Here is a 23,239-nt window from a genome sequence, read left to right as displayed (position 1 = left end):
TGGTCAGCGGCCGGTGGCGGCGGCGGGGTGGGCCTGCGGCGCGGGACGGCCGCGGGAGAGCGCCAGGGCGGCCAGCGCCGCGCAGAGCGCCGGCACGGCCGCGACCAGGAACAGGTCGCCCGTCGCCCAGTGCAGGGCGAGCAGCGCCCCGCCGACGAGCGGGCCGACGATCGACCCGACCCGGCCGATGCCGAGCGCCCAGCCGATGCCGGTCGCGCGGATCGCCGTCGGGTAGGCCGCGGCGGCGAGCGCATTGGAGGCGATCTGGCCGCCGACGATGCAGAAGCCGGCGCCGAAGATGGCCAGCGCCGCCGGCACCACCGCGTGGGCCGAGGCGCCGATCGCCGCCACCGCGCCGGCCGCCACCAGGTAGGTCAGCGCCAGCGCGCCGAAGGAGAAGCGGTCGATCAGGCGCCCGAGGGTGACCGTTCCGGCGACGCCCCCGACCTGGAGCAGCGAGCCGACGACCGCCGCGACCGGAACCGAGGCGCCGAGGTCGTTCAGCACCGTCGGCAGCCAGTTCGACAGGAAGTAGAGGTCGAGCAGGCTCATGAAGAACACGACCCAGAGCAGCACCGTCGTGCGCGCCCGGCCGTGGGAGAACAGGTGCGCCACCGGCAGGCCGTGGAGCGCCGGCTCGTGCACGGTGAAGCGCGCCTCGGGCGCGAGCCCCGCCGCCGGGAAGGTGCGCCGCAGGATCGCGGCGGCCTGCGCATCCGCCCGACCCGAGGCGGCGAGGAAGCGGACCGATTCGGGCAGGGACCGGACGAGAACCGGCACCAGCATCAGCGGCACCGCCCCGCCGATCACGAACACCGCCCGCCAGCCGAAGACCGGCATCACCGCTGCGGCGATCAGGCCGCCGAGCGCCGCGCCGATCGAGAAGCCGCAGAACATCGTCATCACCATGGTGGCGCGGCGCCGGTGCGGGCTGAACTCCGAGGTCAGCGCGATGGCGTTCGGCATCGCGCCGCCCAAGCCCAGCCCGGTGAGGAATCGCAGGGCCAGCAGGGTGGTCAGGTCCGGCGCGAAGGCGGTGGCGAGCGTGCCGAGCCCGAAGGCGGCGGTGCTGGCGACGACGATGCGCTTGCGCCCGATCCGGTCGGCGAGCGGCCCGAAGACGAGCGCGCCGAGCATCAGCCCGACGAGCCCGGCGCTGAAGACCGGCCCGAGGGCGCCGCGGGAGACCGCCCAGGCCCGGACCAGCTCGGGCGCGACGTAGCCGATCGCCTGCGTGTCGAACCCGTCGGTGAACAGGACCGCGGCGCAGAGGACGAGGAGCCGGATCTGGGCGCGGCCGACCGGCTGGCCGTCGATGAACGCCGTGACGTCGATCGGGCGCCTTGTGCCCTTCGGGATTTCGGCCGGACGCGGGGCGCTCTTCGGAAAGTCGGCCGGGCGCGGGGCGCCCTCGGGCTGGTCCATGGTTTCCTCCGCGCCGTCTCGCGCCCGGGCCGGACCCGGGCTGTGCCGGGCTGAGTCCCGGCATCGATCGCCCATGATAATCAGACGTCTGACGATTTGTCGACGGGCCGCTTGTCCGGCCCCGGCGCGCGGCCTATCAGGCGGCGCGCTCCCTCTTTCCTGGATCCGATGGCCGCCGACCCCCTGGACGACCTCTACGAGCGGCCCGGCTTCATGATCCGGCGCGCGCACCAGATCGCCGTGTCGGTGTTCCTGGCCGAGACCGACGATCTCGGGATCACCACGACCCAGTACGGCATCCTGTTCATGCTCCGGCACCGCCCGGGCATCGACCAGATCACGGTGGCGCGGCTGCTCGGCCTCGACCGCTCGACCACCGGCATGGTCGTCAGGACCCTGGAGGAGGGCGGCCTCGTCGCCCGGGTGGTCGACCCCGCCGACAAGCGCCGCCGCAGCCTCGAACTGACGCGAGAGGGCGGCGACCTCCTCGACCGGCTCGCCGCGCCGGCCGAGCGGGCGGTGGCGCAGCTCCTCGCGCCCCTCGATCCGGCGGAGCGGCCGGTCTTCCTGGCGCTGCTGCGCAAGCTGACGGGCGCCTTCGACGCGACCTCGCGGGTGCCGCTCGCCAAACGCTCGCGCGCCGAGGCCTAAGCGGACTTGCGTTGGCTTGCCAACGCTTCGGCCGCTTAGATTCTTGTTTTGTCGCAGGTTTTTATCGCAAAAACCGGCAGCCACTTTTGCGAAACCTGCTTAGCCGTCCACCGACCCGATTTGACAGCTGCCCGCGGCCACGCTCAAGGGACCACACTCGAGGAGCGCGGGAGCGGCGGGACATGAACGCGAACGAGGCGCGGACGCGGACGCTCCTTCACGAGCGCCGGGCGCTGATCGGCATCGTCGGCCTCGGCTATGTCGGGCTGCCGCTGGCCCTCGCCGCGCTCCGGGCCGGTTTCCCGGTGCTCGGCTTCGACGTCGATCCGGACCGGGTCGCGGCGCTGAACCGGGGCGAGGGGGCGTTCCACCACATCCCGGGCGAGGCCTTGGGCGACGCGCTCGCGGCCGGCACCTTCGCGGCCACCGGCGACATGGCGCGGCTCGCCGAGCCCGACGCGGTGCTGATCTGCGTGCCGACGCCGCTGACCCGCCACCGCGAGCCCGACCTGTCCTACGTCGAGGCCACCGCCCGGGCGATCGCCGCGGCGTTGCGCCCCGGCCAGCTCGTGGTGCTCGAATCGACCACCTACCCGGGCACCACCGCCGAGGTGATGCGGCCGATCCTGGAGGCTGGCGGCCTGCGCTCCGGCGCGGACTTCTTCCTGGCCTACTCGCCGGAGCGCGAGGACCCGGGCAACGGCGAGTTCGACACGGCCCGCATCCCCAAGGTGGTGGGGGCCGACGACGTCGCCGCGCGCGGCCTGGCGGAGGCGCTCTACGGGGCGCTGGTGGTGCGCACGGTGCCGGTCTCCTCGGCTGCCGCCGCGGAGGCGGTGAAGCTCACGGAAAACATCTTCCGGTCCGTCAACATCGCCCTCGTGAACGAATTGAAGCTCGTCTACGATGCGATGGGCATCGACGTCTGGGAGGTGATCCAGGCGGCGGCCACCAAGCCCTTCGGCTTCATGCCGTTCCAGCCCGGGCCGGGTCTCGGTGGCCACTGCATCCCGATCGACCCGTTCTACCTCGCCTGGAAGGCGCGGGAATTCGACGTGCCGGCCCGCTTCGTGGAACTGGCCGGCGAGGTCAACACGCGGATGCCCTATCACGTCGTCGAGCGCCTGGCGGCGGCCGTCGACCGGACCGGCCGCGCCTTCTCGGGCGCCCGGGTGCTGGTGCTGGGGCTCGCCTACAAGCGCAACGTCGAGGATACCCGCGAGAGCCCGGCCCTGAAGCTGATCCGGCTGATCGAGGCGCGGGGCGCGGCGGCGCTCTACCACGATCCCCTGGTGCCGGTCCTGCCGGCGACCCGCGAGCATCCCGAACTCGCCGGGCGGCGCTCCGAACCCCTCACCCCGGAGACCCTGCGCGGGGTCGACGCGGTGCTGGTCGCCACCGACCATGACGGCGTCGACTACGCCCTGGTGGCGCGGGAAGCCCGGCTGATCGTCGACACCCGCAACGTCATGGCGCGGCATGGATTGGAACATGGACTGACAGGTGCGACGATCGTGAAGGCGTAAAACCCGGAAAAATCACGGGTCGATCGACACATGGCCGGGCGCAAGCACGGCCGCACCCTGGCGAGCGCGGCCGCGCCGGGCTAAGAACACGGAAGGGCAGTACCGCATCCGCGGGGTCGAGGGCAGCAGATGGGTCGGCTCGCAGGGTTTCCCTTCTTCAAGGACGCGGGCATCGACCTGATCTCGTACGAATCGCGCTGCATCTGGCGCCGGTTCGACGCCAACGAGATCCTCGTCGATTTCGACGATGCCTCGACCGACGTCTACCTGCTGGCCTCCGGCGAGGTGCGGATCCTCAACCGGACGCAGTCGGGCAAGGAGGTGATCCTGGGCGAGATGCGGGCCGGCGAGTTCTTCGGCGAGCTCGCCGCCATCGACGGGGTCAGTCGCTCGGCCAACGTCACGGCGCTCACCCGGGGCGAGCTGTGCGTCGTACCGGCCGCGGTCTTCCGCGAGATCGTCTTCGCGGCGCCCCCGATCGCCGACAAGCTGCTGCGGCTTCTGGCCAAACGGGTGCGGATGCTCAATGCCCGGCTGATGGAGCACGCGGTCCTCGACCTGCGCCACCGTCTCTACGCCGAGCTCCTGCGCCTCTCCGCGCCCCGGCCCGGCACCGACGGCGAGCGGGCGGTGAGCCCGCCGCCCTACCACCACGTGCTCGCCGCGCGCATCGGCTGCCGCCGCGAGCAGGTGACCCGGGAATTCACCGTGATGGCCCAGGAAGGCCTCGTCGACCGCACCCGCGGCGCGCTGATCCTGCGCCGGCCGGACATCCTGGAGGCCCGGGTGGCGGAGGCGCTGCGGGAAGACGCGTGAGCGGATGCCCGCGGATGCGTGATACGATTTCCGCTTGATCCGGCCGGATAAAGTTCGAGCGCGTCTCCCCTCTCCCGTGTGGGCTACGGCCTTGACGGAAATGGTTCGGCGTCTGTGAGTTGGGCGTCTTTGCGGTTCAGCGAGGACAACCGATGCGAGGCTTTGGATCGGGCGACGTACGCACCGAGGCCCGGGGGGCGTGGCTGTTTGAGCGGATCGTCACCACCGGCAGCGTGGTGCTGAGCACGGTGGGCGGCAGCGAAGCCGGTACGGCGGCCGCCCATCGCTACCTTTCCTCGCCCTGCGCTGACTGGCAGGGCATCCTGCAGGCTTTTGCAGCCCGCACGGCCCAGGCCTGCGCCGGGCGTCCGATCGTGGCCGTCCAGGACACGAGCGAGATCAACTTCACCCCAGCTGCTGCTGGCCGCCATGGCCTGGGGCCGGCCGGCAACGGCCGCAATCCCGGCTTCTTCCTGCACCCGGTCATCGCCGTCGATGCCGAGGACGAGGCGGTGCTGGGCTTGGTCGACGCCCAGCTCTGGACCCGCGCCGCCCGCCAGACGGCGCCACGTCACCGGCGGCCAGTCGAGGACAAGGAGAGCCAGCGCTGGATCACCGGAGCGGCCGCTGCCGCGACGGCTTTGGCCGACACGGCCCGGAGCTTGATCGTGGTCGCCGACCAGGAGGGCGACATCTACAGCCACTTCGCCCGTCGGCCCGCGGGCAGCGATCTTCTGGTGCGGGCACGCCATGACCGGCCACTGGTTGAAGGGGGCAGCCTTCAGGACAAGGCGTCATGGCCCGTCGCGACAACCGGCACCGTGGAGGTGCCGGCTCGCCCTGGGGTGCCGGCCCGCATCGCCAAGGTGAGGCTGCAGGCCGGACCGGTCGAGGTGGTCCGTCCCTCCGGCCCAGGCGCCCGCGAGCCGGCCAGCCTGAGGCTGCATGGCGTCTGCGTGCAGGAACTCGAGCCGCCTGTGGGCGTGACGCCCTTGTGCTGGCGGCTTCTGACGACGCGGGCGGTGCCGGATGCCGCCGCCGCGCAGGACATGGTGCGGCTGTACCGGTTGAGGTGGCGGATCGAGGAGGTGTTCCGCGCTCTCAAGCGCGACGGGCTCGGCCTGGACGAGACACAGGTGCGGGTGCCAGACAAGCTGTTCCGGCTGAGTGCCTTGGCGCTGGGAGCCGCCGTGCGGATCCTGCAGTTGGTCGATGCCCGCGACGGCAGCCGACGACCGATGCAGGACGTTCTGGATAAGGCGGCTCTGCCAGTGGTCGCGGAACTGGGGCGGGCCTGCGAGGGCAGCACGGACCGCCTGCGCAACCCTCACCCCGTCGGCAACCTGAGCTGGTTAGAGTGGATCGTGGCCCGCCACGGCGGCTGGAACGCTCCCAACTCGCCACCCGGTCCCAAGGTCGTCGCGCGCGGATGGGAGCGCTTCTCGGCCATGCTCGCCGGTGCCCTCCTCGCGAGAGACTCACTTCCGTCAAGGCCGTAGCCCACTCGGGAGAGGGGAGACGCGCTCGGCTTGCTTCGGAATAGATCAAACGAAGACGGTATGAGCGGCTTCCCGCGCAGCGCTCGCCCCCGTTCCTGCGGTCCGCATGGGCCCGACCGTCACCGAACCGTCAAGGAGCCGTGATTGCCTCGGGGCGAACCAGCGCGCAGCCCCGGTCCGTCCCGGCGAGGCTGCCGGGAGGACGAGACCGCGATGTCGGACCACCACACCCTGACCCGCCGCACCACCCTGGCCGGTGCCACGGCCCTGGCGCTCGCCCCCCTCGCGGCGCGGGCACAAAGCGCGCCGGGGACGGGTCAGGGAGCCGGACAGGTCACCGGCGTCGTCTACGAGGACCGGGGCGGCAAGGGGCGGCGCGGGCCCGACGATCCGGGCCTGCCCGACGTGCTGGTCTCGAACGGCCGCGAGGTGGTCCGCACCGGCGCGGACGGGCGCTACACCCTGCCGGTCGGCGACGAGGCGGTGATCTTCGTGATCAAGCCGACGGGCTTCAGCCTGCCGCCCGGGCCCGACGGCCTGCCGCGTTTCTCCTACATCCACCAGCCGGCCGGCACGCCGCCGGACCTCGCCTTGCGCTATCCCGGCATCGCGCCGACCGGGCCGCTGCCGGCCTCCGTCGATTTCGGCCTCGTGCGACGCCCGGAGAGCGGCGACTTCGACGTGGTGCTGTTCACCGATCCGCAGCCCGAGAGCCACGCCGAGCTGACCTTCGTGCGCGAGACCGCCATCGCCCGGGTGCTCGGGATGCGGGACGCCTCGAACAGGATCGCCTTCGGCATGACCACCGGCGACGTGCTGTTCGACGATCTCTCCCTCTACCCGCGCCAGAACCGCCTCGTCGCCCAGATGGGCCTGCCGTGGTTCCATATCGGCGGCAACCACGACCTCAACTTCGAGGCGCCGGACGCCCGCCATTCCCGCGAGACCTTCAAGCGCAGCTTCGGGGCGCCGTACTACGCGCTGGAATACGGCGGCGTGCTGTTCCTGATGCTCGACAACGTCCATTACCTCGGCGCCCAGACCGCCGCGGGAAGCCGGGGCGGGCGCTACGAGGGCCGGATCGGCGAGCGCCAGCTCGCCTTCGTGGAGAACCTGCTGACGCTGACGCCCACGGACCGCCCGGTGGTGGCGGCGATGCACATCCCGCTCGCCAGCGATCTCGGGCCGGATGATCCCGGCATCAGCACCGCCGACCGGGCGCAGCTGCTGCGGCTCCTCGCCGGGCGCCCATCCTTCAGCGTCTCCGGCCACACCCATACCACCGAGCACCATTATCTCGGACCCGACGGGCGACCGGGGGCGACCGGCGAGGACGCCCACCACCACCACGTGCTCACCGCCGTTTCGGGCTCGTGGTGGAGCGGCCCGCCGGACCGGCGCGGCATCGCCACCGCCGACAGCCGCGACGGGACGCCGCACGGCTTTCACCTGCTCAGCGTCACCGGCGGGCGGTCCGTCACCACCCGCTACGTCCCGGCCAGCGACGATGCGGGGCGCCAGATGCGGATCGTGCTGGAGAGCCAGTTCCACGCCGACGACCTCGCCCGCCTGCCCGACACGCGGCTCTACGAGCTGCTCGGCGCCACCATCCCGGCCGAGAGCGCCGGCGGTACGAACGTGGTGGTCAACCTGTTCGACGGCGGGCCGCGCAGCCGAGTGTCGTTCCGGATCGGCGACGGGCCGCTCGTGGCGATGACCCGGACGCGCCGGCCCGACCCGTTCGTCGCCGCGCTCTACGCCCGCAACGCCGCGACGAAGAAGTCCTGGGTCAAGGCCGAGCCGTGCTCGCACCTCTGGGTCGCGCGCCTGCCGCGGGACCTGAAAGCCGGCACTCACCGCCTCACGGTCGAGGCGACCGACGAGTACGGCCGCCCGCACCGCGACGCGCTGGTGCTCGAAGTGCTGGACGGGGCGGGCAGGGCCGGCTGAAGGCCGGCCCGCGCCGGCTGAGGGCCGGCCCGCACCGGCCGGTCGTCACAGCCGGCTGGGCAGGGAGATCACCGCGTCGACCGTCTCCTTGATGGCGCGGCCGGCCGGGGCGAAATCGGGCATCGGCACGCCGAGGAAGCGGGTCGGCTCCTCCGCTGCCGGGCTCGCGGCCGGCTGGGCGGCGGCGCTACGCTGGTGCGCGTCGGGCTTTTCGCGCCGGGCGACCGGCTTCTCCGCCTGGTGCTTCTCGGCCGCGGGCTTCGCCGTCTCGGGCTTTGCCGGTTCGGCCTTGGCCTCCCGGACCGGCGCGGGTCTCGGCGTCGCTTTCGGCTCGGTCGTCGCGATGCGCGGCGGGGCGACCGGCTTGGAGTCAGCCTTGGTTTCGACCTTGGGTTCGACCTTGGCCTGCACCGCCCGGGCCGGCGGCAGCGGCGCGGGCTCGCGCGGCGCCGGGACGGCGCGGGGGATCGCGGCCTCGACGCTCGCCTTGGCCTCGCGGACGGGGGCCGGCCGGGGCGTCTCCGGCGCCTTCGCGGTGGCGGGCACGGGCTGGAACGTGGCAGCGGTGCCGGTCGCGGCCACGTCGGAAGCCGGCGACCAGGAGCCCCGCACCGGCGAGGTCTGTGCCAGCGAACCCGGTACGGGAGCGCTCTGCGGCGGCGCCGTCGCCACGGTCGACGCCGGATCGAGCAGGGCGGCGGGTGCCGCCGGTGCTTGAACGCCCGCCGCAAGGGTGGCTGGCGCTTGAACGATGGGAACCTGGCGCACCGGCGTCGTCCGCAGGGCGGGGATGCCGTCCTTGATCTCCGGCATCTCGGCGACGCGGCCGAAATGCACCTCCGGGGGGCGCGGCCGCAGCAGGTCGCTGATCGTCGGATAGGCCGCCGCGGCGAGGCCGGCGCAGCCGCCGATCCCGACCACGGCCAGGGCGGCCAGCATCGCCGGACGGCCGAGGCGCGCGCGAACGCTCTCGTGCGGGTCCGGGCGCGGCCGGCGCACCTCCGACGGGTCGATCTCCACTGGCATCATGGCACGGGCTCTCCGATGACCTGCCCTCAACCATGATCAGAACCACCGAATCAGGCGTGAAGATGTCGGTGGAAAACAGGCGTCCTGTGGATAACCTCGCGAAATCCCGCGAGACGTCGGGGCGATCGGCGATTGACTCGCGGCGGGCGCAGGCGCTTGTACGACGTCGCGGGGGCGTCGGGAGTGGACGCGAGGACGGGTGCAGACGAGAACGAAGAAGGGGATCGGCCTGATCGCGGCCGTCCTGGCAGTCATCCTGGCGGCGGGAACCGCCGCTGTCCTGGTGACGCGGCATCGCGCCGGCGGCGGGCAGGGCGTGGCGGCCTTCCGCGAGGCCCGGGCCTTCGCGGTCTCAAGCGAGCTCAAGCAGATCGACGGCCCCTACGGGCTGCTCCTCGGCGATTCGCAGATGGAGCGCCTCCACCTTCCGACCCTGTGCGGGCATCCTGCCGTCAATGCCGCCATCGCCGGCACGCGGATCTCCGGCTTGCGGGCGGTGGCGGAGTGGATCGCGCTGCCCCGGCCGCCGGAAGTGGTCGTGGTGACCATCGGCACCAACGATCTCACCCAGCGCCAGCGCTCCGGCCGCGACGCCGCGGCCGGGCAGTTCCGCGAGGAGGCGAGGGCGCTGTTCGCCGATCTCGTGCCCCGCGCCCGGCGCGTCGTCGCCACCGCGGTGCCGCCCTTCGACGCCGAGCGGCCCGGGGTGACGAAGTTCTACGACGTCGCCGCCGCGCCGGCCTACTCGGCGATCCTGTCGGAGGAATGCGCCCGCGCCGGCTGCCGCTTCGTCGATGCCTTCGCGGACCTGCGCGATGCGGCCGGCACGGGACGATCGCCGGACGGGGTCCATCTCGGCCTCGATGGTGCGGCGCGGGACCGCATCGCCGCGCGCCTGGAGGCGGCGGCCTGCCCTGATCTTGCCGCCCGTTCGCGCTGACGCGGTTCCGAGGCGTCGACCGGACGACGATGGTGAAGATCTACTTGCCTTAAGGGGGGCTTCATCCTCACCCTTACCACCTAGGACTGTGCAGCCGCGCCTCCATTCGGAGCGCCACCCTATTCGATGTCGCGTGGCGGCAAATGCCGAAATGATTTCGATGCTGCTCTGGCAGATCATGGCCGGGCGGCGATTTTGCCCGGGAAAGCTTTTGGAGTCGGCATCAGGCTCTTGGACAAATCGCGTCCTTGGGTTAGCAGAAGCAGGATTCGGGATTTAGCCGATTCGGCTGGGCCCGGGCGTCACGCGGGTGCCGGCCACCTCACGCTCGGCGCGGATGGCGTAGGAGAGCTGATGACGGCGCGGACCGCGCACCCGATCGCGGGCATCCCGGTCGACAGACCGGGCGACGCCCTCGGCCGTGCGCTTCCGGAGAGCGAACCGGGGATGATCGGGCTGCCGTCGCGCCTGATCCTCGACGCGTTGCCGCAGAAGATCTGGATGCTCGACTCCGACGGGGCGGTCCGCTTCGCCAACCGGGCGGCGCGGGAGATCGGCTCCAGCCTCGGCGAGCCCGACGGCTGGGACAGCGTGATCCACCCGAAGGACCGCCACCGCGCCGCGGCGGCGCGCAGCTCCGCCATCCGCTCCGGCCAGCCCTACGACCTGACGATCCGCCTGCGCGACACCAGCGGGCGCTGGCACTGGCACCAGACCGACGTGGTGCCGATCCGCGAGGGCGCCGGCATCACCGGCTGGATGATGACCGCCGCCGACGTCGACGACGTCGTGGCCGACAACCAGGCGCTGGAGGCCACCACCAACCTGCTGCTCCTCACCCACAAGGCGGCCGGCGTCGGCCTGTGGGACTGGAACATGCGCACCGGTGCGCTCTCGCTCTCGGCGGAGGGCGCGCGCCTGCACGGCCTCTCGGCGCAGGCCTGCATCATCACCTCCTCGGCCTGGACCGGGCTGGTCCATGCGGACGACCGCGCGATGCTGTGGGACGCGGTCACCAAGGCGGTCACCACCCGCACCCCGTTCTCCGTCGACGTGCGGGTGACGGCCGAGCACGGCGGCACCCGCTGGATCCAGAGCCTCGGCCGCGTCCTCGACGACGCCCACGGCCTGAGCGGCCGCATCGTCGGCCTGACCCTCGACATCACGGCCCGCAAGCGCGCCGAGCAGGCCCTGTCCCACGCCAAGGAAGGGGCCGAGCAGGCCAACCGCGCCAAGTCGGATTTCCTGGCGATGATGAGCCACGAGATCCGCAACCCGCTCAACGCGGTCCTCGGCTACACCGAGCTCATGCTCAGCCGCTCGCGCGAGCCCGAGACCCTGCGCCACCTCGCCGCCGTCCAGGAGGCCGGCGAGATCCTGATCCGGGTCGTCGACGACGTGCTCGACGTGGCGCAGATCGAGGCTGGCCAGGTCGCCCTCGATCCCGAATCCTTCCTGCTGGCCGACCTGATGGAGGGCACCGCCGCCGTCGCCCGGGGCGCGGCCTCGCGCAAGGGCGTGGCGGTGGAGGTGCTGCGCGACCCCGCCACCCCGGCCCTGGTGCTGGGCGATGTCGGGCGCCTGCGGCAGGTGCTGCTCAACCTCCTCACCAACGCGGTCAAGTTCACGCCCGCGGGCCGGGTGGTCCTGGCGGTGAGCCCGGACACCGCGCGGGGCGGGGAAGGGCGGCTGCTCTTCACGGTGAGCGACACCGGCATCGGCATGTCGGCGGCGCAGCAGGAGCGGCTGTTCGTGCCCTTCGGCCAGGGCGACGAATCGATCCGCCGCCGCTTCGGCGGCAGCGGGCTCGGCCTCGTCATCTGCCGCCACCTCGTCGAGCTGATGGGCGGGCAGATCGGTGTCACGAGCGAGCCGGGGCGCGGGACCCGGATGTGGTTCTCGGTGCTGCTGCCGCCGGCCTAGGAGGCTGGTTCCAGCGAGGGTTCGGACCTCTCGGCGCGGCGGTTCGAAGGGCTGGTGAAGGTGGTGAGCGGAACTCCGCGTCGACATTTCGGCGAGATCTTGAGCTGATGTCCCTCCGAGATGGGTCGATGGATGAACCGACACCAGTCTGTCTATTTCGCTCCGAAAGCATCGCGCCCGGGAGCAGCACGGTCGTATGTGCGGCCCCCCTCGACGTGGTTGTGAAAGCTTTTGGAGGCGGGGGCCATCACGATCAGGAAGGCTTGCGAGGCGCGTTCGGCGGCAATGCTTTCTTCCGCAATGACACCACCGGCGACGGCTTCCTTGGCGTGTGGGGAGCGCGAAACGCCTCTCGCTTCCGGACCGCACTTCGACGGGTCGCCACGATCGCGATCGTCCGGCTGCCGCCACCAGCGCGGCTCGCGTGGACCCACGCGATGCATACTCGACCCGCAACCTCGATGCAGCGCGGTATCGGCTGAAGCCGCAACGGGTTGAGGCGGCACTCACGGCAGGTCCCAGCCGATCGGGTTTCACTCCCGAAACCCGGTTCAGTTCCGCTCCCCGAGCGGCTATTGAGCCTCTTATGCAATGGACGGATGACGGGCTGGTTCTCGGGGCGCGGCGGCACGGCGAGACCGGCGTCGTCCTCGAACTGATGACGGCCGAGCACGGCCGGCATCTCGGCCTCGTCCATGGCGGGCGCTCGCGCCGGATGCAGCCGGTGCTCCAGCCCGGCAACCTCGTGCGGGCGGTGTGGCGGGCGCGCCTCGACGAGGGCCTGGGTTCCTACGCGGTCGAGCCGATCGTCAGCGCCAGCGCCCGGCTGATCGGCTCGCGCCTCGCGCTCTACGGCATCGGCTACGCCGCCGGGCTGCTGCGGCTCCTGCCCGAGCGCGACCCGCATCCCGCCCTGTACGCGGCCGCGCGGGTGCTGATCGAGCACCTGCACGAGCCCGCGATCGCCCCCGCCCTGATGGTGCGCTTCGAGCTCGCGATGCTCGCCGAGCTCGGCTTCGGCCTCGACCTCTCGGCCTGCGCGGCCACCGGCACCAACGAGTATCTCGCCTACGTCTCGCCGAAGAGCGGGCGGGCGGTGAGCGCGGCCGCCGGCGAGCCCTGGCGCGACCGGCTGCTCGCGCTCCCCGACTTCCTGGTCGACCGCCCCGACCGCCGCGGCCTCAACGTGCCGAGCGAGCGGGAGATCAAGCAAGGGTTTACCTTAACGGGTTATTTCCTCGACCAGCACATCTGGGGGCCGCGCGACCTCGCCGAGCCCGAGGAGCGGGTGCGGTTCGTCGCACTCGGCACCGCCGGGGCGGGCTGAGCCGCCCCCGAGCGCAAGGAAGGGTTGTCTCGCCTTCCTGGCAATCGGCATATGTTCGTGTTATGTTCTCATCTTGAGACCGCCGAAACCGTGAGTTGACGTCCGCCCATGGGAAAGCCCTTCGAGCCACCCTCCGACCGCGACGGGATCGAGAACGTCGACCTGAAGGCGGCGCTTGAGGAGCGCTACCTCGCCTACGCGCTCTCGACGATCATGCACCGGGCGCTGCCCGATGCCCGCGACGGCCTCAAGCCCGTGCACCGGCGCATCCTGCACGCGATGCGGCTGCTGCGCCTCGATCCCGGCAGCGCCTACAAGAAATGCGCTCGCGTCGTCGGCGACGTGATCGGCAAGTATCACCCGCACGGCGACGTCGCGGTCTACGATGCGCTCGTGCGCCTCGCACAGGACTTCGCCCAGCGCTATCCGCTCGTCGACGGCCAGGGCAATTTCGGCAATATCGACGGCGATAACCCGGCGGCGCAGCGGTACACCGAGTGCCGGATGACCGAGGTCGCCCGCCTCCTCCTCGAGGGGATGGACGAGGACGCGGTCGATTTCCGCCCGAACTACGACGGGCAGGAAGAGGAGCCGGTCGTCCTGCCGGCGGCCTTCCCGAACCTGCTCGCCAACGGTTCGCAGGGCATCGCCGTCGGGATGGCGACCTCGATCCCGCCGCACAACGCGGCGGAGCTGTGCGAGGCCGCGCTCTACCTCATCACCCACCCGGCCGCGACCTCCGAGCAGCTGACCACCTTCGTCAAGGGACCCGACTTCCCGACCGGCGGCATCGTCATCGATTCGGCGGCCTCGATCGCCGAGGCCTACCGCACCGGGCGCGGCGGTTTCCGGGTGCGGGCGCGCTGGCAGAAGGAGGATCTGGGCCGCGGCACCTGGGCGGTGGTCGTCACCGAGATCCCCTACGGCGTGCCGAAGGCCCGTCTGATCGAGAAGATGGCCGAGCTTCTGCAAGAGAAGAAGCTGCCGCTGCTCGCCGACGTGCGCGACGAATCGGCCGAGGACGTGCGGGTGGTGCTCGAGCCGCGCTCGCGCACCGTCGATCCCGTGGTGCTGATGGAATCGCTGTTCCGGCTCACCGAGCTGGAGAGCCGCATCTCCCTCAACATGAACGTGCTGGTCGGCGGCACGGTGCCGCGGGTGATCGGCCTGGCGGAGGCGCTGCGCGAATGGCTCGACCATCGCCGGGTCGTGCTGCAGCGCCGCTCGCGCCACCGCCTCGCCCAGATCGAGCGCCGGCTCGAGATCCTCGGCGGCCTGCTCATCGTCTATCTCGACCTCGACCGGGTGATCCAGATCATCCGCGAGGAGGACGAGCCGAAGGCCGAGCTGATGCGGGTCTTCGAGCTCACCGAGTTGCAGGCCAACGCCATCCTCGACACGCGGCTGCGCAGCTTGCGCAAGCTGGAGGAGATGGAGCTGAAGCGCGAGCACGACGCGCTGACCAAGGAGAAGGCCGACCTCGACGGGCTGATGGGCTCCGACGAGAAGCAGTGGAAGGCGATCGCGACCCAGATCCGGGCGGTGCGCAAGACCTACGGCCCCGAGACCCCCCTCGGCCGCCGCCGCACCACGCTGGAGAACCCGCCCGACACCTCCGGCATCGACTTCTCGGAGGCGATGGTCGAGCGCGAGCCGATCACCGTGATCGTGTCGCAGAAGGGCTGGATCCGGGCGCTCAAGGGCCACGTCGCCGACCTCTCGGCCGTGCAGTTCAAGGGCGACGACACGCTCAAGGTCAGCTTCCCGACCGAGACGACGGCGAAAATCCTGGTGCTCGCCTCGAACGGCAAGGTCTTCACCCTGGAGGCGGCCAAGCTCCCGGGCGGGCGCGGCTTCGGCGATCCGATCCGCCTGATGGTCGACATGGACGAGGGCTCGGAGATCGTCACCGTCTGGGCGCACAAGCCCGGGGTGAAGCTCCTGCTCGCCACCACCGACGGGCGCGGCTTCGTCACGCCCGCCGACGGGCTCGTCGCCAATACCCGCAAGGGCAAGCAGGTCATCGGCCTCGACGAGCCGGCCACCGCCAGCCTCGTCGTCGAGGTGGGGGAGGGCGACCACGTCGCGGTCTGCGGCACCAACCGCCTGCTGACGGTCTTCCCCCTCGCGGAGATTCCCGAGATGGTCCGCGGCAAGGGCGTGCGGCTGCAGAAGTACCGCGACGGCACGCTCGACTCGGTGGTGATCTTCCGCCTCGCCGACGGCCTGACCTGGCCCGACAGCGCCGGGCGGACCCGCTCGGAAGCCGGCGAGGAACTGGCGAAGTGGGTCGGCCACCGCGGCGGCGCCGGTGCGATGGCGCCCCGGGGCTATCCCAAATCCGGCCGCCCGTGACCGGGGCCCGGATCGCGCATGGCGAGCGGGCTGCAACCCGAAGGGACGGGTGAGGACGAGGACGACGAGGAGCGCGCGCAGTTCGCCCGCGACATCCTCGTCCACAACGAGCAGGTGAAGCTGACCGCGAACCTGATGAATATCGGGGCGGCCGGATTCACCATCACGGGCATCGTCGCCCCGCTCACCGCCGCCATGGCGACGACGGGCCGCGTCACTGCGCCCGCCCTCATGCTGATGGCCGTTTGGTTCGTGCTCGGCGTTGGTCTACACTTCGGTGCGAGGCTGACGTTGACGAACCTGCGATGATGAGCCTGACGACCTACGCCCTGGTCCTGGTGCCCTGCCTCGTGGGAGGCGCCGCGGCGCTCGGCGTGGTCGGCCTGCGCCGGTCGGCCGCCCGGCTCGACCGGCGCGCGGCGCGGATCGCCGCCGAGGCGGCACCGCCGCGCCATACCCGCGAGTATCGCCCCCGGTCGGTCCGGCGCGCAGCTGGGCGCTGAGCCCACCCATCGCGCTGGGACATCCGTTACTTGGCCACGCTCTCCCACCTGCGACCTCATCCTGAGGTGCGAGCGTGAGCGAGCCTCGAAGGAGGCCTCCAGAAGGCCTTGCGATTCCTAGAGCGCTCCTTCGAGGTCAGTCGATTTTCAATCGACTGACACCTCAGGATGAGGTTGCAGATAGGAAAAACGCGGAACCCGCGACAGGGTCTTTGCCGGTCGGCGAGACCTCACACCCACTGCCCCGCTTCCCCCTCCGCCGCCCGTCGGATCGCCGCGATGTTGTCGGCATAGGCCTCGCGCCCGCCCTTGAAGGTGGCCGAGCCCGCAACCAGCGCGTTCGCCCCCGCCCGCACGACCGCCGGCGCCGTCTCCGGCGTCACGCCGCCATCGACCTCGATGTCGATGGCGCGGCCGGCGACCATGGCGCGCACGCGCGACACCGTCTCGCAGACCGAGCCGATGAAGCTCTGGCCGCCGAAACCCGGATTGACGGTCATGCAGAGCACGAGGTCGACCATGTCGAGCACCGGCTCGACCAGGCTCGCCGGCGAGCCCGGGTTGATCGCCACGCCCGCCTTCTTGCCCAGCGCCCGGATGGTCTGGAGCGAGCGGTGCAGGTGCGGGCCGGCCTCGGCATGGACCGTGATGATGTCGGCGCCGGCTTCCGCGAAGGCCGCGAGGTAGGGATCGGCGGGGGCGATCATCAGGTGGACGTCGAACACGGCGCTCGTGTGCGGCCGCAGCGCCTTCACCACGACGGGGCCGAAGGTGAGATTCGGCACGAAGTGGCCGTCCATCACGTCGATATGGACCCAGTCGGCCCCGGCCGCGACGACGTCGCGGACTTCCTCGCCGAGCCGGGCGAAATCGGCCGACAGGATCGAGGGGGCGATCACCAGGGGACGGGTCATGGCAGAGCCTCTTTAAGACGCGCAAAAGGCCAGGGTTCTCACCCCAGCCCCGCGCAGACACAGGTCTTGTGGAGGACGGATCAGCGCCGGCGGAACTGGCTGCCGCCGCGGAACGGCGGGCGCGGGCCCGAGGAGCGCTCGTCCTTGTGACGGAACACCAGACGGCCCTTCTCAAGGTCGTAGGGCGACATCTCGACGGTGACCCGGTCGCCGGCCAGAGTCTTGATGCGGTTCTTCTTCATCTTGCCGGCCGTGTAGGCCACGATCTCGTGGCCCTGGTCGAGCTGCACGCGGTAACGCGCGTCCGGCAGGATCTCGAGCACGAGACCGTCGAACTGCATCAACTCTTCTTTCGCCATTCACACTCTCCACCCGGGTCGCCGTCGCGGTCGGCGCCGCCGGGAGCACATCTTCGGAATTCGATCGCGACGCGGCCGGCCGTACGGGTGCTCGGCCGAGATGCCGGGCGCGCTGATGGCCTTGTAACGCTCGCTGTGCATGTAAGGTGAGGCGAAGGGACGCGCAAGCCGCGCGTGTGACGCACGCACGGCTTCGTCAACGGAAAAAGGCCCGGCGCTCGAGGAGCGCCGGGCCGGCTCGAAGGCTCGTGATCGTTACTGGGTCAGCTCGTTGCCGGTGTAGTCGATCCGGCCGTCGCCGCCCTTCTTCCACATGTACATCACGTAGTCGGGACGGGTGATGTCACCCTTCTTGTCGTAGGAGATGTCGCCGATGACGGTCTTGAACGGCTTGCCCTCGGCCATGTAGGCCGCGACCTTCTTGCCATCGGTCGACTTGGTGGCCTCCATCGCGGCCTTCAGGATCTGCACCGCGGCGTAGGAGTACAGGGTGTAGGCCTCGGGATCGATGTTGCGGGCCTTGAAGGCCGCGACCACGTCCTTGGCGTTGGGGTTCTTGCGGGCATCCGGCGAGAAGGTCATCAGCGTGCCGTCGGCGCCCGGGCCGGCGATCTGGGCGAATTCCTTGTCGGTGATGCCGTCGCCGCTCATCAGCGGGGCGTTGAGGCCCTGGTCGCGCATCTGGCGCACGATCAGGCCGGCCTCGGTGTGCAGGCCGCCGTAATAGACCACGTCGGCCTTGGCCTGCTTCAGCTTCGAGACCAGAGCGGAATAATCCTTCTCGCCCGGGTTGATGCCCTCGAACAGCACGTCCTTGCCGCCCTTGGACTTCAGCGTCTTCAGGGTCTCGTCGGCCAGCCCGCGGCCGTAGGGCGTCTTGTCGTGCACGAAGGCGATGTTCTTGCCCTTGAACTTGTCCGCCAGCCAGGTGCCGGCGACCGCGCCCTGCTGGTCGTCGCGGCCGCAGGTGCGGAAGGTGTTCCACAGCTTGCGGTCGGTGTATTTCGGGTTGGTCGAGGCCGGGGTGATCTCGACGATGCCGGACTCGGCGTAGACGTCGGAGGCCGGGATCGACACGCCCGAGTTGAAGTGGCCGACCACGGCCTTCACGCCCTCGGCGGCGAACTTGTTGGCGACCGAGACGCCCTGCTTCGGATCCGAGGCGTCGTCGCCAATGACCAGGACGATCTTCTGGCCGTTGATGCCGCCGGCCTTGTTGATGTCGGTCACGGCCTGCTCGGCGCCGTTCTTGAGCTGGGCGCCGAAGGCGGCGTTGGCACCGGTGATCGGGCCGGCCACGCCGAGCTTGATCTGAGCCTGCGCCGAGCCGGCCCAGGCGAGGCCGGCCGCGAGGGCGAAGCCGGCCAGTAGCGTGCGCTTCATCTCTGTACTCCTCTGGGATCGACGGGAAACGTCGGGCTCGCGGGCCCTTTCGGCCGGGAGACCGTGGCCGGAAGACCGGGGCATGGGGACCCCGGATCGGTGCGCCGGGGCGAGAAAACCCCGGATCGATGGCAGCCCTCGCGCCGGACGGCGCGGGACGGGGCGGGCTTTCAGGCCTTCGCCCGCCAGGTGAGGGGGCCGCTGCGCTCGTAGAGCCAGCGGTACTGGGTCGTCATCTGCCGGGCGCGGGTGGCGCGGTAGCCGGCCGAGCCGATGACCAGCAGCACGATCGTGTCGACGACGTAGTAGTGCGGCGACAGGAAGCTGCCCTCGAACAGGGCGTGGTGGATGAAGCGCACGGCGATGCCGAGCAGCAGGAGCGACAGCACCGCCTGCCAGTACGGCTTCCAGCCGAGCGCGATGCCGCGCCCGATCATCCAGGCCATCCAGCCGCCCATCACCACCGTGACGAGCAGGAAGAGCCAGATCGTGCTCTCCTCGTAGAGGATCCCCTGCATCAGTGCCGTCCTCCCTCGAGATAGGCGGCCTTCACCGACGGGTCGTCGAGGAGCTGCTTGCCGGTGCCCGACATCGTGATCGTCCCCGTCACCATGACGTAGCCGCGATGCGCGAGTTTGAGGGCGTGGTAGGCGTTCTGCTCGACGAGGAACACCGTCATGCCGTCGCGCTCGTTGAGCTCCTTGATGGCGGAGAAGATCTGCTTGACGATCAGCGGGGCCAAGCCCAGCGACGGCTCGTCGAGCATCAGGAGCCGCGGCCGGCTCATCAGGGCGCGGGCGATCGCCAGCATCTGCTGCTCGCCGCCCGACATCGTGCCGCCGCGCTGGTAGAGCCGCTCCTTCAGCCGCGGGAACATCGCGCAGACCCGCTCCAGGTCCTGCTCGAAATGGGCGCCGCCATTGACGGCCGCCCCCATCTGCAGGTTCTCGTAGACGGTCATCCGCGGAAAGATCCGCCGCCCTTCCGGCGACTGCGCGAGGTTGAGGCGGGCGATCTCGTGGGTCGGCATCCTGGTGATGTCCCGGCCCGCATAGGTGATGGTGCCCTCGCGCGCCCGGGGGCTGCCGAAGATCGTCATCATCAGGGTCGACTTGCCGGCGCCGTTGGCGCCGATCAGCGTGACGATCTCGCCCTCGTTGACGTCGAGATCGACTCCTTTGAGCGCGATGATGTTGCCGTAATAGGTCTTCACCCCGCGCACGGTGAGGAGCGGGGCCCGCGAGCCGGCTTCCCGGGCGCGGGTCTCGTCGACCAGGACGTTGATGCCGGCGACGCTCATACCCCCACCTCCGCCTCGACCTGCTCCACCTCGTCGTCCTCGACGCCGAGATAGGCGGCGATCACGCTCTGGTCGCTCTGGATCTCCGCCGGCGTGCCGTCGGCGATCTTGGTGCCGTAATCGAGCACCACGACGTGGTCGGAGATCTCCATCACCACCGACATGTCGTGCTCGATCAGCAGGACCGAGGTGTCGTGGTCGTCGCGGATCGCCCGCAGCAGGTCGTTGAGCAGCAGCGATTCCCGCGGGTTGAGGCCGGCGGCCGGCTCGTCGAGGCAGAGCAGGACCGGATCGGTACACATGGCGCGGGCGATCTCGAGCCGGCGCTGGTCGCCGTAGGGCAGGGCGCCGGCCGGGTCGTCGGCGCGGTGCATCAGGTGGATGCGCTCCAGCCACGCCTTCGCCTTCTCGACCGCGGCCTTCTCGGCTCGCCGATAGGCGGGCAGGCCGAGCAGCCCCGCGATGGTGAAGCCGGAGGCGAGCATCAGCGGATTGTGCTGGGCCACCAGCAGGTTCTCCAGCACGGTCATGCCGGTGAACAGGCGGATGTTCTGGAACGTGCGGGCGACCCGCGCATTGCGGTTCACCGCGTAGCCGGGCAGCTGCTCCAGCAGGAACTCCGCGCCGTCGCGGTGGCGCAGGGTCATCATGCCTTCGGTCGGCTTGTAGAAGCCGGTGATGCAGTTGAAGACCGTGGTCTTGCCGGCGCCGTTCGGGCCGATCAGCGCCGTGATGTCGCCGCGGCCGACCCGGAACGACAGGTCGTTGACGGCGACGAGGCCGCCGAAGCGCATGGTCACGTGGTCGACCGCGAGGACCGGATCGGCCATGCGGGGGAGGCGAGCGTCTCGGCCATCAGCCGTGGCCCTCCTTCACGAGGGAGCCCGAGATGCGCTTGCGCTCCTTCAGCACGATCGAGGGGGCGCGCTCCGAGATCAGGCCGCGGGGGCGCCAGATCATCATGATCACCATGGCGAGGCCGAACAGCAGCAGGCGGTACTCGCTCGGATCGAAGCCCTCGCCGAACACCGCCTTGAGGAAGCCGAGGTTGCGCAGGAGTTCCGGCCCGCCGACCATCGCGACCGCCGCGACGGCGACGCCGATCTGCGAGCCCATGCCGCCGAGCACCACGATCGCCAGGATGATCGCGCTCTCGAGGAAGTTGAAGCTCTCCGGGCTGACGAAGCCCTGGCGCACGGCGAAGAACGACCCGGCGAACCCGCCGAACATCGCGCCGAGCGCGAAGGCCGTGAGCTTGGTGTTGGTGGTGTTGATGCCGAGCGAGCGGCAGGCGATCTCGTCCTCGCGCAGGGCCTCCCACGCCCGGCCGATCGGCAGGCGCCGCAGGCGCAAGGTGACGCCGTTGGTGATCAGCGCCAGCGCCAGGATCAGGTAGTAGAGGAAGATCACACGGTGCATCGGGCTGAAGTCGAGCCCGACCTTCGCGGCGAACCCGTCCTCGTCCGCCGTGAACGGAATGCCGAAGAAGGTGGCGCGCGGGATCGACGAGATGCCGGCGGCGCCGCCCGAGAAGTCGGTCCAGTTGATCAGCACCAGGCGGATGATCTCGCCGAAGGCGAGCGTCACGATGGCGAGGTAGTCGCCGCGAAGACGCAGGACGGGGAAGCCCAGCATCATGCCCCACAGGCCCGCGAACAGGCCGGCGAGCGGCAGGCAGACCCAGAACGACAGGCCGAACACCGTCGACAGGAGCGCGTAGGAATAGGCGCCGACCGCGTAGAAGGCGACGTAGCCGAGGTCGAGGAGGCCCGCGAGGCCGACCACGATGTTGAGGCCCCAGCCCAGCATCACGTAGGTGAGGATCAGGATGCCGAGGTCGATCCAGTAGCGCGACTCGCCGAGGCCCCCGGTGCCGAGCACCACCAGGAGGGGGAAGGCGAGGGTCACGCCGAGGAAGGCCGGCAGGGCGTAGGACGAGATCTTCTGCGAGGCGTTGGGCGTCGCGTCGACCGCCTCCGTCGCCTGGGTCGGCGCGGGCGTGAGCGCCCGGCGGGCGTCGCGGTTGGCGAGGACCAGCCTCTGCGCGAGCCGCGCGACGAAGACGATGCCGCACAGGATCGCGACGAGGCCCCAGCGCGGCACGAGGTCGAGGGCCGAGGTCTGGCTGAGATCGGTGCGGAAGGCGACGATCGGCACGCAGAGGCCGAGGGTGACGAGCGCGAACAGCGCCGCATCCTTGACGATCGCCGCCATGTCGGTGGCGGCGCGGTCGGCGGCGGGAGTCGCCGCCAGGGTGTTGGCCGGGTTCGCCATCAGACCTTCTCGACCTCGGGCCGGCCGAGGATGCCGGACGGCATGAAGATGAGCACGATGGCGAGGATCGAGAACGCCGCCACGTCCTTGTACTCGATGGAGAAATACGCCGACCAGAAGGTCTCGACGAGACCGATGAGCAGGCCGCCGAGCACCGCCCCGGGCAGGCTGCCGATGCCGCCGAGCACCGCCGCCGTGAAGGCCTTTACGCCGGGGGTGAAGCCGTCGGCGAAGGACACGACGCCGTAATAGAGGAGGTACATCGTGCCGGCGACCGCGGCCAGGGCCGCACCGAGCACGAAGGTCAGCGAGATGGTGCGGTCGACGTCGATGCCCAGCAGCGCGGCCATCTTGCGGTCCTGCTCGCAGGCGCGCTGGGCACGGCCGAGCGGCGTCTTCTGCACCAGGTACCAGAACCCGGCGAGCAGCACGACCGTGGTCAGCATGATGATGATCTGCTTGTAGGAGAGCGCGACCGCGTAACCGTTATCGCCGGTCCACAGCGTGATCACGTCGCGCATCATCGGCGGCGTCGGCTTGTTGCGGGCGCCCTGCACCACCTGGACGAAGTTCGACAGGAAGATCGAGACGCCGATCGCCGAGATCAGCGGCGCCAGGCGGAACGAGCCGCGCAACGGCCGGTAGGCGATGCGCTCGATCGACCAGCCCCACAGGGCGGTGAGCACCATCGCGCAGATCAGCACGATGAGGAGCGCCAGCGCGATCGACGAGATGCCGAGCCAGGTCGTGACGATCAGGAAGGTGATCAGCGCGATGAAGGCCGAGAGCATGAACACGTCGCCATGGGCGAAGTTGATCATGCCGATGATGCCGAACACCATCGTGTAGCCGATGGCGATGAGGCCGTAGATCGACCCCAGCGTCAGCCCGTTGATGAGCTGCTGCGCGAAGACCTCCATGCGGTCACGTTCTCCGTTCGCGGGCTCTTTGCCCAGGTCTCACTGGCCCAGTTCTCACTGGCCCGGGCCTCCCTGGCCGTGCCCCGTCGTCCGGGTGTCACGGCCGTCCCTTGACGTCAGGCTTAGCAAGCACCGCACCACTCGA

Annotated in this window: 21 protein-coding genes; 11 read left to right on the top strand and 10 right to left on the bottom strand. The window is 70.6% G+C overall.

The genetic code is table 11. The features are described 5' to 3' along the window. Positions 1–3: 3 nt before the first annotated feature. A complete protein-coding gene (locus DK412_RS12650) occupies positions 4–1,425 on the bottom strand; it encodes an MFS transporter (RefSeq protein WP_109972235.1) in 1,422 nt (473 codons plus the stop codon). A 168-nt stretch (positions 1,426–1,593) separates the two neighbouring features. Between DK412_RS12650 and DK412_RS12645 the strand changes: the two genes are divergently transcribed. The 5 genes from DK412_RS12645 to DK412_RS12625 all read left to right on the top strand — a co-directional run bounded on the left by DK412_RS12645 (position 1,594) and on the right by DK412_RS12625 (position 7,867). Then, positions 1,594–2,076: a MarR family transcriptional regulator gene (locus DK412_RS12645; RefSeq protein ID WP_109972234.1), complete on the top strand. Its 483-nt coding sequence runs from the start codon at positions 1,594–1,596 to the stop codon at positions 2,074–2,076. A 182-nt stretch (positions 2,077–2,258) separates the two neighbouring features. Then, entirely contained in the window at positions 2,259–3,602 is a 1,344-nt protein-coding gene (locus DK412_RS12640) for a nucleotide sugar dehydrogenase (RefSeq protein WP_109972233.1), read from the top strand. A gap of 129 nt (positions 3,603–3,731) precedes the next feature. Continuing rightward, positions 3,732–4,418, top strand: coding sequence for a Crp/Fnr family transcriptional regulator (locus tag DK412_RS12635; RefSeq protein WP_109972232.1), 687 nt, complete (start codon positions 3,732–3,734; stop codon positions 4,416–4,418). A gap of 152 nt (positions 4,419–4,570) precedes the next feature. Then, positions 4,571–5,917, top strand: a complete 1,347-nt coding sequence (locus DK412_RS12630) for an IS4 family transposase (RefSeq protein WP_109971307.1) — start codon at positions 4,571–4,573, stop codon at positions 5,915–5,917. A 213-nt stretch (positions 5,918–6,130) separates the two neighbouring features. Then, complete coding sequence (locus tag DK412_RS12625; RefSeq protein ID WP_109972231.1) at positions 6,131–7,867, top strand: calcineurin-like phosphoesterase family protein; 1,737 nt, start codon at positions 6,131–6,133, stop codon at positions 7,865–7,867. Between the two features lie 45 nt (positions 7,868–7,912). On the opposite strand, the gene DK412_RS12620 is transcribed toward DK412_RS12625, so the two are convergent. Further along, a complete protein-coding gene (locus tag DK412_RS12620; RefSeq protein WP_109972230.1) occupies positions 7,913–8,896 on the bottom strand; it encodes a chemotaxis protein CheA in 984 nt (327 codons plus the stop codon). A gap of 199 nt (positions 8,897–9,095) precedes the next feature. Between DK412_RS12620 and DK412_RS12615 the strand changes: the two genes are divergently transcribed. The 6 genes from DK412_RS12615 to DK412_RS12590 all read left to right on the top strand — a co-directional run bounded on the left by DK412_RS12615 (position 9,096) and on the right by DK412_RS12590 (position 15,944). Beyond that, positions 9,096–9,836, top strand: a complete 741-nt coding sequence (locus DK412_RS12615; protein WP_109972229.1) for an SGNH/GDSL hydrolase family protein — start codon at positions 9,096–9,098, stop codon at positions 9,834–9,836. 354 nt (positions 9,837–10,190) lie between these two features. Then, entirely contained in the window at positions 10,191–11,759 is a 1,569-nt protein-coding gene (locus tag DK412_RS12610) for a PAS domain-containing hybrid sensor histidine kinase/response regulator (protein WP_162596195.1), read from the top strand. A gap of 586 nt (positions 11,760–12,345) precedes the next feature. Beyond that, positions 12,346–13,086, top strand: a complete 741-nt coding sequence (gene recO / locus DK412_RS12605) for a DNA repair protein RecO (protein ID WP_109972227.1) — start codon at positions 12,346–12,348, stop codon at positions 13,084–13,086. Positions 13,087–13,194: 108 nt separating this feature from the next. Beyond that, complete coding sequence (parC, locus tag DK412_RS12600; protein WP_109972226.1) at positions 13,195–15,441, top strand: DNA topoisomerase IV subunit A; 2,247 nt, start codon at positions 13,195–13,197, stop codon at positions 15,439–15,441. A gap of 18 nt (positions 15,442–15,459) precedes the next feature. Next, the gene (locus tag DK412_RS12595) at positions 15,460–15,750 is read left to right on the top strand and encodes a hypothetical protein (RefSeq protein ID WP_109972225.1); all 291 of its coding nucleotides are present in this window, start codon (positions 15,460–15,462) and stop codon (positions 15,748–15,750) included. Beyond that, a complete protein-coding gene (locus tag DK412_RS12590; protein WP_109972224.1) occupies positions 15,747–15,944 on the top strand; it encodes a hypothetical protein in 198 nt (65 codons plus the stop codon). The genes DK412_RS12595 and DK412_RS12590 overlap by 4 nt, the downstream gene beginning before the upstream one ends. 230 nt (positions 15,945–16,174) lie before the next feature. Here DK412_RS12590 and rpe read toward each other — a convergent pair whose 3' ends face one another. The 8 genes from rpe to DK412_RS12550 all read right to left on the bottom strand — a co-directional run bounded on the left by rpe (position 16,175) and on the right by DK412_RS12550 (position 23,094). Further along, positions 16,175–16,858: a ribulose-phosphate 3-epimerase gene (gene rpe / locus DK412_RS12585; RefSeq protein WP_109972223.1), complete on the bottom strand. Its 684-nt coding sequence runs from the start codon at positions 16,856–16,858 to the stop codon at positions 16,175–16,177. A gap of 80 nt (positions 16,859–16,938) precedes the next feature. Continuing rightward, positions 16,939–17,217 (bottom strand): translation initiation factor IF-1, encoded by a 279-nt coding sequence (infA, locus tag DK412_RS12580; protein WP_048429304.1) that lies wholly within the window; start codon positions 17,215–17,217, stop codon positions 16,939–16,941. 255 nt (positions 17,218–17,472) lie between these two features. Then, positions 17,473–18,600, bottom strand: coding sequence for a branched-chain amino acid ABC transporter substrate-binding protein (locus tag DK412_RS12575; RefSeq protein ID WP_093569567.1), 1,128 nt, complete (start codon positions 18,598–18,600; stop codon positions 17,473–17,475). A 170-nt stretch (positions 18,601–18,770) separates the two neighbouring features. After that, a complete protein-coding gene (locus tag DK412_RS12570; protein WP_109972222.1) occupies positions 18,771–19,118 on the bottom strand; it encodes a DUF6867 family protein in 348 nt (115 codons plus the stop codon). Continuing rightward, entirely contained in the window at positions 19,118–19,900 is a 783-nt protein-coding gene (locus DK412_RS12565) for an ABC transporter ATP-binding protein (RefSeq protein ID WP_109972221.1), read from the bottom strand. The genes DK412_RS12570 and DK412_RS12565 overlap by 1 nt, the downstream gene beginning before the upstream one ends. Further along, on the bottom strand, positions 19,897–20,730 hold the full coding sequence (locus DK412_RS12560) for an ABC transporter ATP-binding protein (protein ID WP_109972220.1): 834 nt from the start codon (positions 20,728–20,730) through the stop codon (positions 19,897–19,899). The genes DK412_RS12565 and DK412_RS12560 overlap by 4 nt, the downstream gene beginning before the upstream one ends. 25 nt (positions 20,731–20,755) lie before the next feature. Next, the gene (gene livM / locus DK412_RS12555; RefSeq protein ID WP_109972219.1) at positions 20,756–22,174 is read right to left on the bottom strand and encodes a high-affinity branched-chain amino acid ABC transporter permease LivM; all 1,419 of its coding nucleotides are present in this window, start codon (positions 22,172–22,174) and stop codon (positions 20,756–20,758) included. Further along, on the bottom strand, positions 22,174–23,094 hold the full coding sequence (locus DK412_RS12550; RefSeq protein WP_093569562.1) for a branched-chain amino acid ABC transporter permease LivH: 921 nt from the start codon (positions 23,092–23,094) through the stop codon (positions 22,174–22,176). The genes livM and DK412_RS12550 overlap by 1 nt, the downstream gene beginning before the upstream one ends. Positions 23,095–23,239 lie beyond the last annotated feature (145 nt).

Origin of the sequence: Methylobacterium sp. 17Sr1-1, assembly GCF_003173775.1 — a bacterium.
Taxonomy (GTDB): Bacteria; Pseudomonadota; Alphaproteobacteria; order Rhizobiales; family Beijerinckiaceae; genus Methylobacterium.
Note: the sequence above shows the minus strand (reverse complement) of the source record. Positions and strands in the feature narration are given on the sequence as shown.

Coding starts and splice junctions, on each gene's coding strand:
- DK412_RS12645 (WP_109972234.1), top strand. CDS start 1,594: ATGGCCGCCGACCCCCTGGACGACCTCTACGAGCGGCCCGGCTTCATG.
- DK412_RS12565 (WP_109972221.1), bottom strand. CDS start 19,900: ATGAGCGTCGCCGGCATCAACGTCCTGGTCGACGAGACCCGCGCCCGG.
- DK412_RS12635 (WP_109972232.1), top strand. CDS start 3,732: ATGGGTCGGCTCGCAGGGTTTCCCTTCTTCAAGGACGCGGGCATCGAC.
- DK412_RS12620 (WP_109972230.1), bottom strand. CDS start 8,896: ATGATGCCAGTGGAGATCGACCCGTCGGAGGTGCGCCGGCCGCGCCCG.
- DK412_RS12610 (WP_162596195.1), top strand. CDS start 10,191: ATGACGGCGCGGACCGCGCACCCGATCGCGGGCATCCCGGTCGACAGA.
- parC (WP_109972226.1), top strand. CDS start 13,195: ATGGGAAAGCCCTTCGAGCCACCCTCCGACCGCGACGGGATCGAGAAC.
- DK412_RS12550 (WP_093569562.1), bottom strand. CDS start 23,094: ATGGAGGTCTTCGCGCAGCAGCTCATCAACGGGCTGACGCTGGGGTCG.
- DK412_RS12595 (WP_109972225.1), top strand. CDS start 15,460: ATGGCGAGCGGGCTGCAACCCGAAGGGACGGGTGAGGACGAGGACGAC.
- recO (WP_109972227.1), top strand. CDS start 12,346: ATGCAATGGACGGATGACGGGCTGGTTCTCGGGGCGCGGCGGCACGGC.
- DK412_RS12575 (WP_093569567.1), bottom strand. CDS start 18,600: ATGAAGCGCACGCTACTGGCCGGCTTCGCCCTCGCGGCCGGCCTCGCC.
- DK412_RS12590 (WP_109972224.1), top strand. CDS start 15,747: ATGATGAGCCTGACGACCTACGCCCTGGTCCTGGTGCCCTGCCTCGTG.
- DK412_RS12640 (WP_109972233.1), top strand. CDS start 2,259: ATGAACGCGAACGAGGCGCGGACGCGGACGCTCCTTCACGAGCGCCGG.
- DK412_RS12570 (WP_109972222.1), bottom strand. CDS start 19,118: ATGCAGGGGATCCTCTACGAGGAGAGCACGATCTGGCTCTTCCTGCTC.
- DK412_RS12560 (WP_109972220.1), bottom strand. CDS start 20,730: ATGGCCGATCCGGTCCTCGCGGTCGACCACGTGACCATGCGCTTCGGC.
- livM (WP_109972219.1), bottom strand. CDS start 22,174: ATGGCGAACCCGGCCAACACCCTGGCGGCGACTCCCGCCGCCGACCGC.
- DK412_RS12630 (WP_109971307.1), top strand. CDS start 4,571: ATGCGAGGCTTTGGATCGGGCGACGTACGCACCGAGGCCCGGGGGGCG.
- DK412_RS12650 (WP_109972235.1), bottom strand. CDS start 1,425: ATGGACCAGCCCGAGGGCGCCCCGCGCCCGGCCGACTTTCCGAAGAGC.
- rpe (WP_109972223.1), bottom strand. CDS start 16,858: ATGACCCGTCCCCTGGTGATCGCCCCCTCGATCCTGTCGGCCGATTTC.
- DK412_RS12625 (WP_109972231.1), top strand. CDS start 6,131: ATGTCGGACCACCACACCCTGACCCGCCGCACCACCCTGGCCGGTGCC.
- infA (WP_048429304.1), bottom strand. CDS start 17,217: ATGGCGAAAGAAGAGTTGATGCAGTTCGACGGTCTCGTGCTCGAGATC.